Annotated in this window: 14 protein-coding genes; 11 read left to right on the forward strand and 3 right to left on the reverse strand. The window is 56.2% G+C overall.

Translation table 11 applies throughout. From position 1 onward, the window contains the following. Window positions 1–9 precede the first annotated feature (9 nt). Window positions 10–1533 carry an L-arabinose ABC transporter ATP-binding protein AraG gene (gene araG / locus ACRDCA_RS10920; protein WP_438689528.1) on the reverse strand — a complete coding sequence of 508 codons (1524 nt, stop codon included), beginning with the start codon at window positions 1531–1533 and terminating at the stop codon, window positions 10–12. Between the two features lie 60 nt (window positions 1534–1593). Then, window positions 1594–2577: an arabinose ABC transporter substrate-binding protein gene (locus ACRDCA_RS10925; protein WP_438689529.1), complete on the reverse strand. Its 984-nt coding sequence runs from the start codon at window positions 2575–2577 to the stop codon at window positions 1594–1596. 359 nt (window positions 2578–2936) lie between these two features. Here ACRDCA_RS10925 and ACRDCA_RS10930 point away from each other — a divergent pair, with 359 nt between their 5' ends. The 7 genes from ACRDCA_RS10930 (at window position 2937) to rsxC (ending at window position 11785) form a co-directional block, all read left to right on the forward strand. Beyond that, a complete protein-coding gene (locus ACRDCA_RS10930) occupies window positions 2937–4616 on the forward strand; it encodes a ribulokinase (protein ID WP_438689530.1) in 1680 nt (559 codons plus the stop codon). Between the two features lie 57 nt (window positions 4617–4673). Further along, window positions 4674–6179, forward strand: a complete 1506-nt coding sequence (araA, locus tag ACRDCA_RS10935) for an L-arabinose isomerase (RefSeq protein ID WP_438689531.1) — start codon at window positions 4674–4676, stop codon at window positions 6177–6179. A gap of 103 nt (window positions 6180–6282) precedes the next feature. After that, on the forward strand, window positions 6283–7695 hold the full coding sequence (locus ACRDCA_RS10940) for a glycoside hydrolase family 1 protein (RefSeq protein ID WP_438689532.1): 1413 nt from the start codon (window positions 6283–6285) through the stop codon (window positions 7693–7695). Between the two features lie 289 nt (window positions 7696–7984). Then, complete coding sequence (locus ACRDCA_RS10945; RefSeq protein ID WP_438689533.1) at window positions 7985–8425, forward strand: DUF2569 domain-containing protein; 441 nt, start codon at window positions 7985–7987, stop codon at window positions 8423–8425. 144 nt (window positions 8426–8569) lie between these two features. Next, entirely contained in the window at window positions 8570–9151 is a 582-nt protein-coding gene (gene rsxA, locus ACRDCA_RS10950) for an electron transport complex subunit RsxA (RefSeq protein ID WP_021178056.1), read from the forward strand. Continuing rightward, window positions 9151–9726, forward strand: a complete 576-nt coding sequence (gene rsxB, locus ACRDCA_RS10955; RefSeq protein WP_438689534.1) for an electron transport complex subunit RsxB — start codon at window positions 9151–9153, stop codon at window positions 9724–9726. The genes rsxA and rsxB overlap by 1 nt, the downstream gene beginning before the upstream one ends. Then, a complete protein-coding gene (rsxC, locus tag ACRDCA_RS10960; protein ID WP_438689535.1) occupies window positions 9719–11785 on the forward strand; it encodes an electron transport complex subunit RsxC in 2067 nt (688 codons plus the stop codon). The genes rsxB and rsxC overlap by 8 nt, the downstream gene beginning before the upstream one ends. Before the next feature lie 25 nt (window positions 11786–11810). Here the strand turns inward: rsxC and ACRDCA_RS10965 are convergent, their stop codons facing one another. Further along, window positions 11811–12704: a helix-turn-helix domain-containing protein gene (locus tag ACRDCA_RS10965; protein ID WP_438689536.1), complete on the reverse strand. Its 894-nt coding sequence runs from the start codon at window positions 12702–12704 to the stop codon at window positions 11811–11813. 339 nt (window positions 12705–13043) lie between these two features. Between ACRDCA_RS10965 and rsxD the strand changes: the two genes are divergently transcribed. The 4 genes from rsxD to nth are packed head-to-tail and all read left to right on the forward strand — an operon-like array spanning window position 13044 to window position 16104. After that, window positions 13044–14129 (forward strand): electron transport complex subunit RsxD, encoded by a 1086-nt coding sequence (gene rsxD, locus ACRDCA_RS10970; RefSeq protein ID WP_438689537.1) that lies wholly within the window; start codon window positions 13044–13046, stop codon window positions 14127–14129. Window positions 14130–14138: 9 nt separating this feature from the next. Continuing rightward, complete coding sequence (rsxG, locus tag ACRDCA_RS10975) at window positions 14139–14768, forward strand: electron transport complex subunit RsxG (RefSeq protein ID WP_438689538.1); 630 nt, start codon at window positions 14139–14141, stop codon at window positions 14766–14768. Beyond that, window positions 14765–15466: an electron transport complex subunit E gene (locus tag ACRDCA_RS10980; protein WP_438689539.1), complete on the forward strand. Its 702-nt coding sequence runs from the start codon at window positions 14765–14767 to the stop codon at window positions 15464–15466. The genes rsxG and ACRDCA_RS10980 overlap by 4 nt, the downstream gene beginning before the upstream one ends. After that, window positions 15463–16104, forward strand: coding sequence for an endonuclease III (gene nth / locus ACRDCA_RS10985; RefSeq protein ID WP_438689540.1), 642 nt, complete (start codon window positions 15463–15465; stop codon window positions 16102–16104). The genes ACRDCA_RS10980 and nth overlap by 4 nt, the downstream gene beginning before the upstream one ends. The last annotated feature ends 307 nt before the right edge of the window (window positions 16105–16411 follow it).

The following is a 16411-nucleotide window of genomic DNA, read 5'->3' on the forward strand; positions in this document are numbered from 1 at the left end:
CCTTCACAATCAGGCCATCGCCGCTGCAATATCGGGGGTACGTAACATCGCCAGGCTGAGGGCTTTTTCCTCAGTGGCATCGCTATGAGTCAACTCGCCTGAAATCGCCCCTTCACGCATCACGATGATGCGATCCGCCAGCCCCAGCACTTCGGGCAGGTCGCTGGAAGCGAACAGCACGGCAATGCCCTGTTGCGCCAGTTGATAAATCACGTGGTAGATTTCATGTTTTGCGCCAACGTCGATGCCACGTGTCGGCTCATCCAGCAGGATCACTTTCATCTCTTCCGACAGCCAGCGGCCCAGGATCGCCTTCTGTTGATTGCCGCCGGACAGGTTCATGATCAGCTGTTCGGCCGTTGGGGTTTTGATATTCAGCGCACGGATATGGTGATCGGCATTGCTGGTTTCCCAGGCGTTATCGATCAGGCAACCCGCCTTGATACTTTTACGGCGTGCGCTGATGTTGATATTGTCGCGCACCGAATGGACTGGAATGATGCCATCGGCTTTGCGGTCCTCCGGGCACAGCATTACGCCAGCACGGATGGCGTCAATCGGTGAACGGACATCGAGCCGCTGACCATCCAGCGTCAGTTGGCCTGCGGTGACCCGCGTCGCGCCAAAGATCCCTTTCATCAATTCGCTACGCCCGGCCCCCACCAAGCCAAACAGACCGACAATCTCCCCCGCACGCACGTCAAGGCTGATCGGCGTTTTCACCCCACTGGCCTGCAAAGCGGTGAGTTGCAACCGCACTTCCCCCAGCTCTCGTGGCTGGTAGCCATACACATCGCCGAGATCGCGGCCAACCATCGCCTGCACCAGCACTTCATTGTTAACCTGCTGCATATCGTCGAAGGTGCGTACATAGCGGCCATCCTTGAACACGGTTATGGCATCACTCAGCGCGAAGATCTCCTCCATACGGTGTGAGACATACAGGATCACCCTGCCTTCGGCCCGCAGCTCGCGGATCACCCGGAACAGTTGCTCAATCTCACGCGCCGACAGCGAACTGGTCGGCTCATCAAACGCAATCACTTTGGCGTTGCGCGCCAAGGCCTTGGCAATTTCCACCATCTGCCACTGGCCAATCGACAGATACTTCAACGGAGTATCCGGATCGATATCCAACCCCAGGTGTTCCAGCTGTAAGCGGGACTCATAACGCAGCAGTTGGCGATCGACCAGGCCATATTTGGTCGGCAACTGACCCAGGTAGATGTTCTCTGCCACGGTCATTTCCGGCACCAGATGCAGTTCCTGATAGATAATCGCCACCCCGGCGTTCAACGCATCGGTGGTGTTGGCAAACTGCACCGCTTGCCCCTGAAGGTGAATTTCCCCTTGGCTTGGGGCGTAATTGCCGCTGAGAATTTTCAGCAGCGTCGATTTCCCCGCGCCGTTCTCCCCCATCAGCGCGTGGATCTGCCCGGCCTGACAGCTGAAACTGATATCATCCAGCGCTTTGACGCCAGGGAAGCTTTTACCAATGCCTTTGAATGCCAGATAGGGCGTGACGGCAGTCATAGTGCTTTCCTCAATGCTGTGCGATAGACGGCCGCCTGAATGAACCAGGCGGCACACGGCTTACATCAGACCTTTTTTCTGCAGTTCCACCTGGAAGTTGTCGCGGGTGATCAGCACCACGTCGGTCACTTCGGTGAATTTCTGCGGTTCCACGCCTTTCTCTACCCAGTCATGCAGCATCTGGATGCTTTTGTAGCCATGAATGTCCGGGCTTGGCAGCAGCGAGCCGTAGAAGCCGGTGGCCTGTTTCTTGGAAAGCTCGCTCACCGCATCGACGCCGTTGATACCAATACCGATCACGTTAGGCGCTTTGAAGCCCTGACCTTCGGTGGCGCGCACGCCGCCCAGCACGGTGTTGTCATTCATGCCGACGATCAGCCAGTTCTTCACTTCAGGATGCTGCACCAGCATTGAGTTGGCGGCATCGAACGCCCCTGGAATATCGTTGGATTTGGTCGGTACCTTGTAGATCTGTTTTTCTGGGAAGCCCGCAGCTTTCAATGCATCCATCGAACCACCGGTACGACGACGTGCGGTATCCAGTTCATCAGAGGTGATGGCCATGACCCCCGTCTCTGCCACTTGCCAGCCGCGCTTGTTCATCTCTTTCCACAGCTCTTCACCCTGGCGTTCACCAATCTTGGTGGCGGCCATCATCACCAGCGGCACGCTGTCCATCGGTTTGCCTTTGGCGTTTACAAACTGGTCGTCAACCGCGATCACTTTCAGATCGTAACTCCGCGCCTTGGCGACAATCGCCGAGCCGAGTTTGGGATCTGGCGTGCAGATAACAAACCCTTTGGCCCCGCTGGCCGCCAGGCTGTCGATGGCATTGAGGGTTTTCTCGCCGTCCGGCACGGCAATCTTGATCACTTCAAAGCCCAGGTCTTTACCCGCCTTGTCGGCAAATTTCCATTCGGTCTGGAACCAGGGTTCTTCAGGCTGTTTAACCAAAAAGCCCAGTTTCATGGTTTCTGCGACAGCCGAATGTGACATAACCGCCGCCAGACCGATCACTGCCAACGTCTTAGTGAATTTACGCATGGTACTCTCCGCTGTTTGGCTTTCATCGGGGGAAAAACCGGGCCGCCGTGAAAACGTTATCATTATGGGTTCTCGTCACGACAGTCGCTCTACACCGCGTTCTTTGTCGTCGACACAGATAAGACGCCAACAGTTTTAGCGGGTATTTGTTACCTAAATGTAGAGCGCTATCACATCTCGGAATAACAGCAGGTATGTGCATACATTTAGCAAATTTAACCAAGCGATAACTTTTGACACCCATCACAAAATCACTGTAGCAAGCAGAAAAGTGCATACTTCCAGCCAATGATTCCTCACCTGCCTGCTCGTCCCGCTCCTATCGTTAACCTCAATCTAACAAGTAAGGAGTCAGCATCATGACGGCAGGCGCTATTGCCCTGGGTTTAGACTTCGGCAGCGATTCAGTGCGGGTACTGGCGGTCGACTGTCATAACGGCAACGAACTGGATACCGAGGTGGTTTACTACCCTCGCTGGCAGCGTGGTGATTTCTGTAACGCCGCGCAGAACCAGTTCCGCCACCACCCGCTCGATTATATCGACGCCATGGAACAAGCCGTCGTCGCCGTGGTGCAGCGCATGACTCTGGAGCAGCGGCAGGCGGTGGTCGGGATCGGCGTAGATAGCACCGGCTCAACTCCCGCCCCAATCGATGAACATGGCGACGTGTTGGCGTTACGGCCTGAGTTTGCCAGTAATCCCAACGCCATGTTTGTGCTGTGGAAAGATCACACCTCCATTGAAGAAGCCGAGGAGATTAACCAACTGTGCCGCCGTGGCGATTTCCCCGACTATTCGCGCTATATCGGCGGCGTTTACTCCTCTGAATGGTTCTGGGCCAAGATCCTGCACGTCTCACGTCAGGATGAGGCGGTGCGCCACGCCGCTGCCTCTTGGGTCGAGCTGTGTGACTGGGTACCGGCACTGCTTTCCGGTACCACCGCGCCGGATAGCTTAAAGCGCGGCCGTTGCAGCGTTGGGCATAAAACGTTATGGCATCCAGACTGGGGCGGTTTGCCACCAGAAGCCTTCTTTGCGGCGCTGGATCCATTGCTGGTGGAAGATCTGCCCTATCCGCTGTTCACCGGTTCCTATACTGCCGATCTGCCGGTGGGAACCTTGACCAAAGAGTGGGCCGCGCGGCTTGGGCTGTCAGAAAGTGTCGTACTGTCCGGGGGAGCCTTCGATTGCCATATGGGGGCCGTAGGTGCCGGTGCGCAGCCCTATACGCTGGTAAAGGTGATAGGTACTTCGACCTGCGACATTCTGATCGCCGATCGTGAGCGCGTGGGCGATCGTGCCATTAGCGGCATTTGCGGCCAGGTAGACGGCAGCGTGGTGCCACAAACCATCGGGATGGAGGCCGGACAGTCCGCTTTTGGCGATATGTACGCCTGGTTCAGCCGCCTGCTGAGCTGGCCACTGCGTGAGGCAGCCAAGACTCAGCCACAGCTTCAGGCACAGTTGCAACAAATCGAGCATGACATGCTGGCCGCTCTGACCGCTGCCTGGGCCAAAAACCCGTCGCTCGATCATCTGCCGGTGGTGTTGGACTGGTTCAATGGCCGCCGTACTCCTTACGCCAACCAGCGCCTGAAAGGCGTGATCACCGACCTCAACCTCGGTACCGATGCTCCCACGCTGTTTGGTGGCTTTATCGCCGCAACGGCCTTTGGCGCTCGCGCCATCATGGAATGCTTTGAACAGCAGGATATCCCGGTTGAAAACGTGCTGGCTTTGGGTGGCATCGCCCGTAAATCACCGGTGATCATGCAGGTCTGTGCCGACGTGATGAACCGCCCGCTACAGATTGTGGCCTCCGACCAGTGTTGCGCGCTGGGGGCTGCCATCTTCGCCGCCGTTGCCGCCGGGCATTTCAGCGACGTGCCGCAGGCCCAGCAGCATATGGCTTGCAGCATTGAACGCACTTTGCAGCCCGACCCGGCCAATGTCGCACGCTATCAACAACTTTATGAACGCTACCAACAGTGGTGTCAGGCCGCCGAGCCGCGCTTTGCGCCAACCGGCAAAAATTAATACGCCGGGGTGCGCTCTGCCCCGGCTCAATAAAACCTCTAGATTCAGGAGTTTTTGATGAACATCTTTAAGCAACGTGAAGTGTGGTTCGTGATCGGCAGCCAGCATCTCTATGGGCCAAAAACCCTGCAACAGGTGACGGCCAACGCCGAGCAGGTGGTGAACAGCCTGAATCGTGAAGCCGGTTTACCGGTGAAGCTGGTATTGAAGCCGCTGGTCACCACGCCGGACGAAATCACCACCGTCTGTCGGGAGGCCAATTATCACCAGGACTGTATCGGCATCATGACCTGGCTGCACACCTTCTCACCGGCCAAAATGTGGATCGCCGGCCTGTCGATCCTCGATAAACCGCTGCTGCAATTCCATACCCAATTCAACGCCGAGGTGCCTTGGGACACCATGGATATGGACTTTATGAACCTCAACCAGACCGCCCACGGTGGCCGTGAGTTCGGGTTTATCGGCGCGCGTATGCGCCAACAGCATAGCGTGATCGCCGGCCACTGGCAGGACAACCGCGCCCAGGAGCGCATTGCCCAATGGATGCGCGTTGCTGCCGCCAAGCAGGAAAGCCAACAGCTGAAAGTCGCGCGTTTTGGTGACAACATGCGCCAGGTCGCCGTAACCGATGGCGACAAAGTGGCCGCGCAGATCCAGTTTGGCTACTCCGTGGATGCTTACGGCATCGGCGATTTAGTCAGCGTGATCGACGAAGTGAGCAAAGGCGATATCGCTACCCTGATCGAAGAGTACGAAGCCAGCTATGAGCTGAGCGACGTGGCAAAACTTAACGGGGCCAAACGACAGAATCTGATCGACGCTGCCGCTATCGAACTGGGCATGAAACGCTTCCTCGAACAGGGTAAGTTCCACGCCTTCACCACCAACTTTGAAACGCTGCACGGCATGAAGCAGTTACCAGGCTTGGCTGTACAGCGCCTGATGCAGCAAGGCTACGGCTTTGCCGGCGAAGGCGACTGGAAAACCGCCGCCCTGCTGCGCATTATGAAAGTGATGGGCAGCGGGTTAAACGGCGGGACCTCGTTTATGGAGGATTACACCTACAACTTCCAGCCGGGTAACGATCTGGTGGTGGGTTCCCATATGCTGGAAGTCTGCCCGTCCATCGCCAAAGAGCAGAAACCGCTGCTGGATATTCAATATCTGGGCATTGGTGGCAAGGCCGATCCGGCTCGTCTGATCTTCTCGACCCCGGCAGGCCCGGCGGTGAACGCCAGCCTGATCGATATGGGTGACCGTTTCCGTCTGCTGGTTAATCAGGTTGATACCATCGAACAACCGAAACCGTTGCCGAAACTTCCGGTCGCCCGGGCTATCTGGCGCGCTCAACCTTCCCTGGAAACGGCGGCCGAAGCCTGGATCCTGGCGGGCGGCGCGCACCATACGGTGTTCTCACATTCATTGAACGCCGACTATCTGCGCCTGTATGCCGAGATGCATAACATCGAATTCCTGCTGATCGACAACGCCACCACCCTGCCAGCGTTCAAGAACGAAATCCGCTGGAACGAAACCTACTATCAAATCAACCGTCGCTAATCTTCCATATCAATACTGCAACCGGTTTCAGAAACCGGTTGCAAACTCATTTCAAACCGACCTAAACTAGACTCTATATTTTACGTACAGAGAGAGAATAGTTATGTCTGCTTTCCCGAAAGAGTTCCTCTGGGGCGCGGCCAGCGCGGCGTATCAGGTTGAAGGCGCGCACGATGCCGACGGTAAGGGCCCATCCATCTGGGATACCTTCTCCCACCTGCCGGGTACCACCTACCAAGGCACCAACGGCGACGTCGCCGTCGATCACTATCATCGCTTCCGTGAGGACGTGGCGCTGATGGCCGAAATGGGGATGCAGAGCTACCGGTTCTCTATCTCCTGGCCACGCCTGCTGCCACAGGGCCGTGGCGCCATCAATGAGGCCGGGGTCAAGTTCTACAGCGATCTGATCGATGCGCTGCTGGAGCACAACATTGAACCGATGATCACCCTGTATCATTGGGATCTGCCGCAGGCGCTGCAAGATGAAGGCGGTTGGGAAGCACGCAGCACCGCCGAGGCCTTCGAAGAATATGCCCGCCTGTGTTATGAGCGTTACGGCGATCGCGTCAAGCTGTGGTCTACCTTCAATGAAACCGTGTGCTTTATTGGCTTCGGTTACATCACCGGCGGTCACCCACCGGGCGTACAGAACCCGGCGCGCGCCATCCAGGCCTGCCATCACGTATTTGTGGCACACGCCAAAGCCGTAGCGGCATTCCGCACCAGCGGCATCGATGGCCAAATCGGCTTCGTCAACGTGTTGCAGACCCATACCCCGCTCAGCCAGTCGGCGGAAGACCTGGCGGCCTATCAATTGGCCGAAGGGATCTTTACCCATTGGTTGTACGATCCGGTGCTGAAAGGCGAATATCCGGCCGAACTGCTGGCCCAGACTCAAGCGCTGTGGGGCGTACCCCAATTCGCACCGGGTGATGAACAACTGCTGCGCGACAATATCTGCGATTTCATTGGCCTGAACTACTACAAGCGTGAAACCATTGCGGCCAATCATCAGGAATCACGCCTGACCATCAACACCACCGGCGAGAAAGGCAGCGGCCACCAGCAGGGCAACGAATTCGGCTTTAAAGGGCTATTCAAGTTCGTGCGCAACCCGAACGGCGTGTATACCGACTGGGACTGGGAGATTTATCCGCAGGGCCTTACCGAAGGCATCATGAACATCAAGGCACGTTACGGCGATATTCCTATCTACATCACCGAAAACGGTCTGGGAGCCAAAGACCCGATTATTGATGGTGAGGTAGTGGATGACGATCGCATCGACTATCTGCGCCAGCACATTGGCGCCATCGAAGACGCCATCAAACAGGGTGCCGACGTACGCGGCTATTATCCGTGGTCGTTTATCGATCTGCTGAGCTGGCTCAACGGCTTCCAGAAGCAGTACGGTTTCATCTACGTTGACCACAACCAGGATCTGGCTCGCCAGCGCAAGAAGAGTTTCTTCTGGTACCAGAAGCTGATCGCCAGCAACGGTGCGGAACGTTAATCGCGTTCCTGGTGTTGCTGGGCATAATACCGCTGCACCTGAAGTTTGAGGCAGGTGGGGTTCATGGCAGGTTAGCCGACCGCTGAGCGCAGGGATGCGCAATTGCGAGCCCCCAGGGACGGGTTCACAACGTGTCGGCGTTCTGCATGATTTCCACCTGTTGCACCCTTTCTCGCCGCTCCCCTCCTGACTGGCATTCTTGTGGTGAAAACGCCTTCTCCTCGCGCATTGACACATATTTAAGTAAGCTATGCGGCTTACTTCGTTGGAATACCACTCAGGATCCCGTATGACCCAAGCTGAATATACGCGCATTGGCGGTTGGTTACTCGCCCCGATGGCCTATCTGATCGTTACCCTGCTCAGCGCCAGCCTGATGTTGGCCCTGTACGGTATGGCCATTTTTATGCCGGAATCCCGCGAGTATCTGAGTACCAATGCTCAGGCCTTCTCCACCCAGTGGTATCTGTCAGTGCTGACTACGCTGGTGATGTGGTGCTTTACGCTTTACCTGCTGTGGCTGTTCTGCCAACGTTCGCAACGTTTCCCGAAGCTGTTTCTGGTCTGGTTGCTGATCACCGTGCTACTGGCGATCAAAGCGTTCGCCTTTGCTCCGGTGCCCGACGAGCTTGCCGTTCGTAGCCTGTTATGGCCATTGGTGATGGCGGCCCTGCTGGTGCCGTATTTCAAGCGTTCCAAGCGGGTGAAAGGCACCTTCACCGAGCAATAACCGCAGCAACGCACGTTTTGCACGCCTTGCTGTGTAAATTTTCAGCAAAATTGGCAAAAAAGCGCAATACCCTTGCGATTAGTATGTTGTCGTTACGCCGCTGATTCCCGATAATAGGCGGCTTTTCTTTTTTTAGGCCTTGCAATGACCGAATACCTGCTGTTGTTTGTTGGCACCGTACTGGTGAACAACTTTGTCCTGGTGAAATTCCTGGGCCTGTGCCCCTTTATGGGCGTTTCCAAAAAACTGGAAAGTGCCATCGGCATGGGCATGGCGACCACTTTTGTGATGACGCTGGCCTCGGTCTGCGCCTGGCTGATCAACAGCTTCATCCTGATCCCGCTGGATTTGGTCTACCTGCGTACGCTGTCGTTTATCCTGGTGATCGCCGTGGTGGTGCAGTTCACCGAAATGGTGGTGCGTAAAACCAGCCCGGCGCTGTATCGCCTGCTGGGGATTTTCCTGCCGTTGATCACCACCAACTGTGCCGTATTGGGCGTGGCGCTGCTCAACGTCAACCTGGGGTATAACTTCCTGCAATCTGCGGTATATGGCTTCAGTGCCGCCGCGGGCTTCTCGTTGGTGATGGTGCTGTTTGCTGCCATCCGTGAACGCCTGGCCGTGGCCGATGTTCCCGCACCGTTTCGCGGTTCTTCCATCGCCCTGATCACCGCTGGCCTGATGTCTCTGGCCTTTATGGGCTTTACCGGGCTGGTGCGATTCTAATGACTGCGTTGTGGATTGCGGTGGCGGCATTAAGCGCTCTGGGCCTGCTGTTTGGTCTGGTGCTGGGCTTTGCCGCGCGCCGCTTTGAAGTGGAAGAAGATCCGGTTGCCGAACAGATCGACGAGATCCTGCCGCAGAGCCAGTGTGGCCAATGCGGTTATCCCGGCTGCCGCCCATATGCCGAGGCCGTGGCCAACGGTGAGATGATCAACAAGTGTGCGCCTGGCGGCGAGCAGGTCATGCTCAAACTGGCCGAGTTACTTAATGTCGAGCCACAACCGCTGGATGGCGGTGCCGCCGTGGCCGAACCTGTACGCAAGGTCGCCTTTATCGACGAAGCCAATTGTATCGGCTGTACCAAGTGTATTCAGGCCTGCCCGGTCGACGCCATCGTGGGCGCTACCCGCGCCATGCATACGGTCATTACCGATCTCTGTACCGGCTGCGATCTGTGCGTTGCACCCTGCCCAACCGATTGTATTGAAATGAAACCGGTCGCCACCACGACCGCCAGTTGGAAATGGGATATGAAAACCATTCCGGTGCAAGTGATCCCCGTGGAGCAACATGTTTAATCTGTTCGCCGCTATGAAAAAAGATCGGATCTGGGACTTTGACGGCGGTATCCATCCGCCAGAAATGAAGACCCAGTCCAGCGGTGTGCCACTGCGCGTGGCTCCCCTGCCAGAAATTTTTATCGTCCCCTTGCAGCAGCATTTGGGGCCGGAAGGTGAGCTGTGCGTCAAAGCCGGTGACCACGTCCTGAAAGGTCAACCACTGACCTTTGGCCGTGGCCGCACCTTACCGGTACATGCGCCCACCTCCGGCACTATCCGCGCCATTGAGCCTCACGTTACCGCCCACCCTTCAGGGCTGGCAGAGCTGTGCGTCATTATCGACCCTGACGGGGAAGATCGTTGGTGCGAATTAACGCCGGTGTCCGACTATCGCCAACTGGATGCGGCAGAGCTGATCCAACGTATTCATCAGGCCGGGATTGCCGGTCTGGGGGGCGCGGGTTTCCCGACGGCCAGCAAGCTGCAAGGCGGGCGTGAAGAAGTAGAAACGCTGATCCTCAACGCCGCCGAATGCGAGCCTTACATCACCGCCGACGATCGGTTGATGCAAGAGCAGGCCGCGCAAATTATCGAGGGCACCCAGATCCTGCGCCACCTGTTGCAACCCAAGGTGACGCTGATCGGCATCGAAGATAACAAACCGGAAGCCATCGCCGCCTTGCAAGTCGCCTTGCGCGGGCAGAATGATATCGTCCTGCGGGTGATCCCTACCAAATACCCTTCCGGCGGGGCTAAACAGTTAACCAAGATCCTGACGGGCAAAGAAGTGCCTCACGGCAAGCGCTCGTCCACCATCGGCGTGCTGATGCAGAACGTGGGCACCGCCTTTGCCATCAAGCGGGCGATTGTCGATGGCGAGCCGTTGATTGAACGCGTCGTCACCTTGACCGGCGAGGCCATGAGTCAACCGGGCAACGTCTGGGCCCGCCTCGGTACGCCGGTACAACACTTGCTGGCCTTTGGCGGTTATCAGCCTCAACCCCAGCAGATGGTGGTCATGGGTGGCCCACTGATGGGCTTTACGCTGCCCGCGCTGAACGTACCGATCGTCAAAATCAGCAACTGCTTGCTGGCCCCTACGGTTGACGAAATGGCCGTGCAGGAACCGGAGCAATCCTGTATCCGCTGTGGCCTGTGTGTTGATGCCTGCCCTGCCGGGCTGCTGCCACAGCAGCTTTACTGGTTCAGCCGTGGCGAAGAACACGAGAAGGCGCGCCAGCACAATCTGTTCGACTGCATCGAATGTGGTGCCTGTGCCTACGTCTGCCCTAGCAATATTCCGTTAGTGCAATATTATCGCCAGGAGAAGGCCGAAATTAACGCGTTGGATCAGGAAGCGGCGCGTACCGCCGAAGCCAAGGCGCGTTATGAAGCCAAGCAGGCTCGTTTAGAGCGAGAGAAACTGGCACGCGAAGAGCGGCATAAAAAAGCCGCGGTGAAACTGACCGATAGCGATCAAGATGCCGTTCAGGCGGCGCTGGCTCGCGTGCGCAGTAAAAACAGTGAAGCTGCCGGCATCGCCGTTAACGGGCAGGAGCCGGACAACAGCGCCGCCATTGCTGCTCGCGAAGCGCGTAAGGCACAGGCCAGAGAGCGCAAGCTTGAGCAGGCAAATGAAATTTCTGCGCGACCAGCCGGGCAAGAGGAAGACCCACGCAAAGCAGCCGTGGCTGCGGCATTGGCTCGAGTCAAAGCCAAGAAAGCGGCACAGACGCAAGACGCTGACAGCGTGGTAGCAACCGCTGAGCCTGAAGATCCCCGCAAGGCCGCAGTTGCCGCAGCATTAGCCCGTGTGAAAGCAAAAAAAGCGGCGCAGCAGCAGGAAGCGACTGCGCAACCAGAATCCACGGTTGAGGCAGAAGATCCCCGCAAGGCGGCGGTTGCTGCAGCATTGGCCCGCGTGAAAGCGAAGAAAGCGGCGCAGCAGGAAGCGGCTGCGCAGCCAGAACCCACGGTTGAGACTGAAGATCCTCGCAAGGCTGCGGTTGCCGCAGCGTTAGCCCGCGTGAAGGCGAAAAAGGCTGCTCAGCAGTTGGCAACGGTAGATAAAGAGTGATTAAAGCGGGGTCATAGACCCCGCTTTAATCAATAGAAATCAGGTAGGTGTAATTGACATCGATCTGACGCAATTTGGCATCCTGGTTCCACGCCTTGGCTTCGATCATCTCCATCTCCACGCTCCCACGCACTTCGTTACGCAACCCTGGCATCACATGTGAGATCAGATAAGAGACAAATTTCACGCACTCTTTGGCCGTCCCCTGATGGGCGATAGCAATATATTCACGCGTTGGCAGATGAATGTCGTCAATCTTGTGGCCGGACAGAATGTCTTTTTTAAATTCCGGCTCCACCGCCATCGTATGCGCGACCGAGCATTCGCCATCACTACGCTGAGGGGCTGAATGAATGCTGTAAACCTTGTGGCACTCCATATTCAACCCTTTGAAGAAGTCATTGAAGATTTCACCCTTCATGGCGATACAGGAAGAAACGGCTATCTCCTGCCCGGCATCAAACTCCAACTCGCGCGTAAACCCGACCAAATGCGTATCCGGCAACCTCAGCCGTTGTATTTCCGGGTAAAAACCGGCCTCGTACACCGCTTCAAAGTCGAAGCGCGGCATCAGGCTCTTCACATCCCATTTATCCATGGTGCGGTAACGGTTAGGCGTGATGCCAAAACGCTGCTTAAACATCCGGGTGAAGGTTTGCTGTGAATCAAAACCGAGTTCATCGGAGATATCGATAATCGTACGGTTCGTGATGCGCAACGCAACAGCCGCCCGGGTAAGAATACGAGAGCGAATATAGGTGGCAAGTTGAATGCCGGTGATCCGTTTGAACTTACGCTGCAGGTGCCATTTGGAATAACCGGAGATACGCGCAACCTCATCGAGGTTTGGCCGCGTCTCCAGATGGATTTCAACCCATTCAATCAGCTCTTCAATAAATAAAATATCTTCATTAGTCATTATTATCTGTTCACTACTCCAATAATAGCCGGGATAGTAACCTACGTTAATTATATAAAAGTTGTTATTTCGTGCGAAAAGCCGTCCAAAAATAACAGCTAAATCATGCCCAAGCCAACCCTTACTGCCTGTCTTGGACGTTAAATAGATTAATCTCAGTGTGGAAAACAGCCTACATTTGTGCGCCTTCTCCTCAGATAGAGGCTAAAACCTGAATATCCCCATGATTAGCACGTATTACCCGGCATATGATTGAGGTAGAATGCAGCGCTGTAATTTCCCCCGGTGCCCGCACCGTGAATGCACTGATTAACATGGCAAAGAAATGGTAGTTATTCTATGAAGTTCAGGCCGGTACAACAGGCAGCCCCCAAGGGCTTACACATCGCCAGCTCTCCGTTTACCCATAACCAGCAAAGCACCAGCCGTATCATGCTGTGGGTTATGCTGGCCTGCATTCCTGGCATGGCCGCACAGCTGTGGTTTTTTGGCTATGGCAACCTTATCCAGACCGCACTGGCGATGGTGACGGCCCTCGGCGCCGAAGCCGCCATTCTTGCCCTGCGCAAACAGCCGGTAAAAGCACGGCTGGCGGATAACTCCGCCCTGCTCACCGCGTTGCTGTTGGGTATCAGCCTGCCGCCGCTGGCTCCTTGGTGGATGATCGTTATCGGTACCTTTTTCGCCATTGTGATCGCCAAACAGCTGTACGGTGGACTGGGGCAAAACCCGTTCAACCCGGCCATGGTGGGTTACGTGGTGCTGTTAATCTCTTTCCCGGTCCAGATGACCAGTTGGCTACCGCCTGATGAACTGCGCGCAACCGCCCTGACCCTACCGGATACCTTGCTGGCTATTTTCAGCGGCCACACCGCTCAGGGTGCCACCCTGCACGAGTTGCAGATGGGTGTCGATGGCATCAGCCAGGCAACGCCATTAGACGGCTTTAAAACCGGCCTGCGTAGTGGTCATTCGGTGGAGCAGGTGCTCCAGCAACCGCTGTTCGGCGGTACGCTGGCCGGTATCGGCTGGCAGTGGATTAACCTGGGCTTCCTGCTCGGTGGGCTGTTTATGCTGGGGCGTAAGCTGATCCACTGGCAAATCCCGTTCAGCATGCTGGCCGTGATTGCCCTGTGCTCAGGCCTGGCCTGGACGTTGGATCCAGCCCATCAGGCTTCCCCACTGATCCACCTGTTCTCCGGGGCAACCATGTTGGGGGCATTCTTTATTGCCACCGACCCGGTCAGCGCCTCCACGACGCCTAAAGGGCGGCTGATTTATGGCGGCCTGGTGGGTTTGCTGGTCTGGTTGATCCGTGTGTATGGCGGGTACCCGGACGGCGTCGCCTTTGCCGTGCTGCTGGCCAACATTACCGTTCCGTTGATCGATCATTACACGCAACCGCGCGTGTATGGCCACCGTTGAGGAGTCAATATGCTTAATTCCATGAGAAAGCATGGCACCACACTGGCCGTGTTTGCCGCGGTCACCACCGGCCTGACCGCCGTGGTGTACCAACTAACCAAAACCACTATTGCCCACCAGGCAGCGCTGCAACAGAAAGCGCTGCTGGACCAGGTGGTTCCACCCGAGCATTATGACAACGATATGCAGAGCGAATGCCTGCTGGTCAGCGATCCGGCGCTAGGCAACGACGCACCGCACCATCTGTATCTGGCGCGCAAAAATGGCCAACTGGTAGCGGCCGCATTGGAAACCACCGCTCCCGACGGTTATTCTGGGGCGATCCAGCTGCTGGTTGGGGCCGATTTTAACGGCACGGTGCTGGGAAGCCGGGTGATAGAACATCACGAAACGCCTGGGCTGGGCGACAAAATTGAATTACGTATCACCGACTGGATCACCTTCTTTAGCGGTAAAAAGATCGACGGCCCGGATGATAAGCGTTGGGCAGTAAAAAAAGACGGCGGCATGTTTGATCAGTTCACCGGGGCGACGATCACCCCGCGAGCCGTAGTCAACGCCGTGCGTCGTACGGCGTTGTTTATGGAGACGCTGCCGCCTAAACTGGATACCTTGCCTGCTTGCGGAGCCAGCGAATGAGTGAAGCCAAAGAGTTAATCGTGCAGGGGTTGTGGAAAAACAACTCCGCATTAGTGCAATTATTGGGGCTATGCCCGCTGCTGGCAGTCACCTCTACGGCGACCAACGCCTTGGGCCTGGGGCTGGCTACAACGCTGGTGCTGACCATTACCAACGGTTCCATTTCGGCCCTGCGCCGCTGGATCCCGAGTGAGGTGCGCATTCCGATTTACGTGATGATCATTGCCGCTGCGGTCAGTATCGTGCAGATGCTGATCAACGCCTACGCCTTCGGCCTGTATCAGTCTTTGGGGATTTTTATCCCGCTGATCGTCACCAACTGTATCGTGGTTGGCCGGGCTGAGGCGGTGGCGGCACGAAAACCGGTAGGCTTGGCGTTGATCGACGGGATGGCCATCGGGCTTGGCGCGACCAGCGCCATGTTTGTGCTGGGCTCGCTACGTGAGCTGATTGGTAACGGCACGCTGTTTGATGGCGCCGACCTGTTGTTGGGCGGTTGGGCCAAAGTGTTGCGCATCGAGATTGTCCATTTCGACACCCCTTTCCTGCTGGCCATGCTGCCACCGGGGGCCTTTATCGGTCTGGGATTGATGCTGGCAACCAAGTATCTGATTGACGAGAAAATGAAGGCGCGTAAAGCCAAGGCCTTGGCAGTTGAAACTAACCTGGAACAGGGACACGTTGAGAAAGCGCTATGAATAAAGAGAAACGCCTGGAGATCCTCACCCGCCTGCGGGATAACGATCCACACCCGACCACCGAGCTGGTGTATACCACGCCTTTTGAGCTGTTGATTTCCGTGCTGCTCTCTGCGCAGGCAACTGACGTCAGCGTGAACAAGGCCACGGCCAAGCTCTACCCGGTTGCCAACACGCCGGCGGCCATACTGGCGTTGGGAGTTGACGGCGTCAAAGAGTACATCAAAACCATCGGCCTGTTTAACAGCAAAGCCGAGAACGTCATTAAAACCTGCCGCATCCTGCTGGAACAGCATGAGGGTCAGGTACCAGAAGATCGTGCCGCACTCGAAGCCCTGCCTGGCGTGGGGCGTAAAACGGCCAACGTGGTGCTGAACACCGCCTTTGGTTGGCCAACCATTGCCGTTGATACCCATATTTTCCGCGTCTGTAATCGTACCCACTTCGCCCCAGGGAAAACCGTTGAACAGGTGGAGGAAAAACTGCTGAAAGTGGTTCCCGCCGAGTTTAAGGTCGACTGTCATCACTGGTTTATCTTGCACGGCCGTTACACCTGTATTGCGCGCAAACCGCGCTGCGGCTCATGCATTATCGAAGACCTGTGCGAGTTTAAAGAGAAAGTTTATCCATTGAACTAAGCTTGGCGGGCATGGCGATCCGTGCCCGCGTCCCCTCTCTGCGGTTTTTTATCAAAAATGTGACTTCAGACAGCATTAACCTTGGTTGCATGCGGGATTTCGCTACAAACCCGTTGTTTTCGATATTTTCAACCCTAAAATTAGTCAAAAATTGTGGTTAAGCTCACGTCTTGATGTTCACATCCCATTTACAAATCGCATCGGCGTATCCTCTATTTTCTAAAATTTCACTCAAACCAAGTTATGCACGACAAACCAAGGCCCAATCACCACCAGGCATTGATATGGACTGGATATTTGCAAAATA

The organism is Serratia sp. (in: enterobacteria), assembly GCF_051654945.1.
In the GTDB taxonomy this organism is placed as follows: Bacteria; Pseudomonadota; Gammaproteobacteria; order Enterobacterales; family Enterobacteriaceae; genus Chania.

Excerpts from the sequence above, each read along its gene's own strand:
- araG (WP_438689528.1), bottom strand. The coding sequence starts at position 1,533 with ATGACTGCCGTCACGCCCTATCTGGCATTCAAAGGCATTGGTAAAAGC.
- ACRDCA_RS10925 (WP_438689529.1), bottom strand. The coding sequence starts at position 2,577 with ATGCGTAAATTCACTAAGACGTTGGCAGTGATCGGTCTGGCGGCGGTT.
- ACRDCA_RS10930 (WP_438689530.1), top strand. The coding sequence starts at position 2,937 with ATGACGGCAGGCGCTATTGCCCTGGGTTTAGACTTCGGCAGCGATTCA.
- araA (WP_438689531.1), top strand. The coding sequence starts at position 4,674 with ATGAACATCTTTAAGCAACGTGAAGTGTGGTTCGTGATCGGCAGCCAG.
- ACRDCA_RS10940 (WP_438689532.1), top strand. The coding sequence starts at position 6,283 with ATGTCTGCTTTCCCGAAAGAGTTCCTCTGGGGCGCGGCCAGCGCGGCG.
- ACRDCA_RS10945 (WP_438689533.1), top strand. The coding sequence starts at position 7,985 with ATGACCCAAGCTGAATATACGCGCATTGGCGGTTGGTTACTCGCCCCG.
- rsxA (WP_021178056.1), top strand. The coding sequence starts at position 8,570 with ATGACCGAATACCTGCTGTTGTTTGTTGGCACCGTACTGGTGAACAAC.
- rsxB (WP_438689534.1), top strand. The coding sequence starts at position 9,151 with ATGACTGCGTTGTGGATTGCGGTGGCGGCATTAAGCGCTCTGGGCCTG.
- rsxC (WP_438689535.1), top strand. The coding sequence starts at position 9,719 with ATGTTTAATCTGTTCGCCGCTATGAAAAAAGATCGGATCTGGGACTTT.
- ACRDCA_RS10965 (WP_438689536.1), bottom strand. The coding sequence starts at position 12,704 with ATGACTAATGAAGATATTTTATTTATTGAAGAGCTGATTGAATGGGTT.
- rsxD (WP_438689537.1), top strand. The coding sequence starts at position 13,044 with ATGAAGTTCAGGCCGGTACAACAGGCAGCCCCCAAGGGCTTACACATC.
- rsxG (WP_438689538.1), top strand. The coding sequence starts at position 14,139 with ATGCTTAATTCCATGAGAAAGCATGGCACCACACTGGCCGTGTTTGCC.
- ACRDCA_RS10980 (WP_438689539.1), top strand. The coding sequence starts at position 14,765 with ATGAGTGAAGCCAAAGAGTTAATCGTGCAGGGGTTGTGGAAAAACAAC.
- nth (WP_438689540.1), top strand. The coding sequence starts at position 15,463 with ATGAATAAAGAGAAACGCCTGGAGATCCTCACCCGCCTGCGGGATAAC.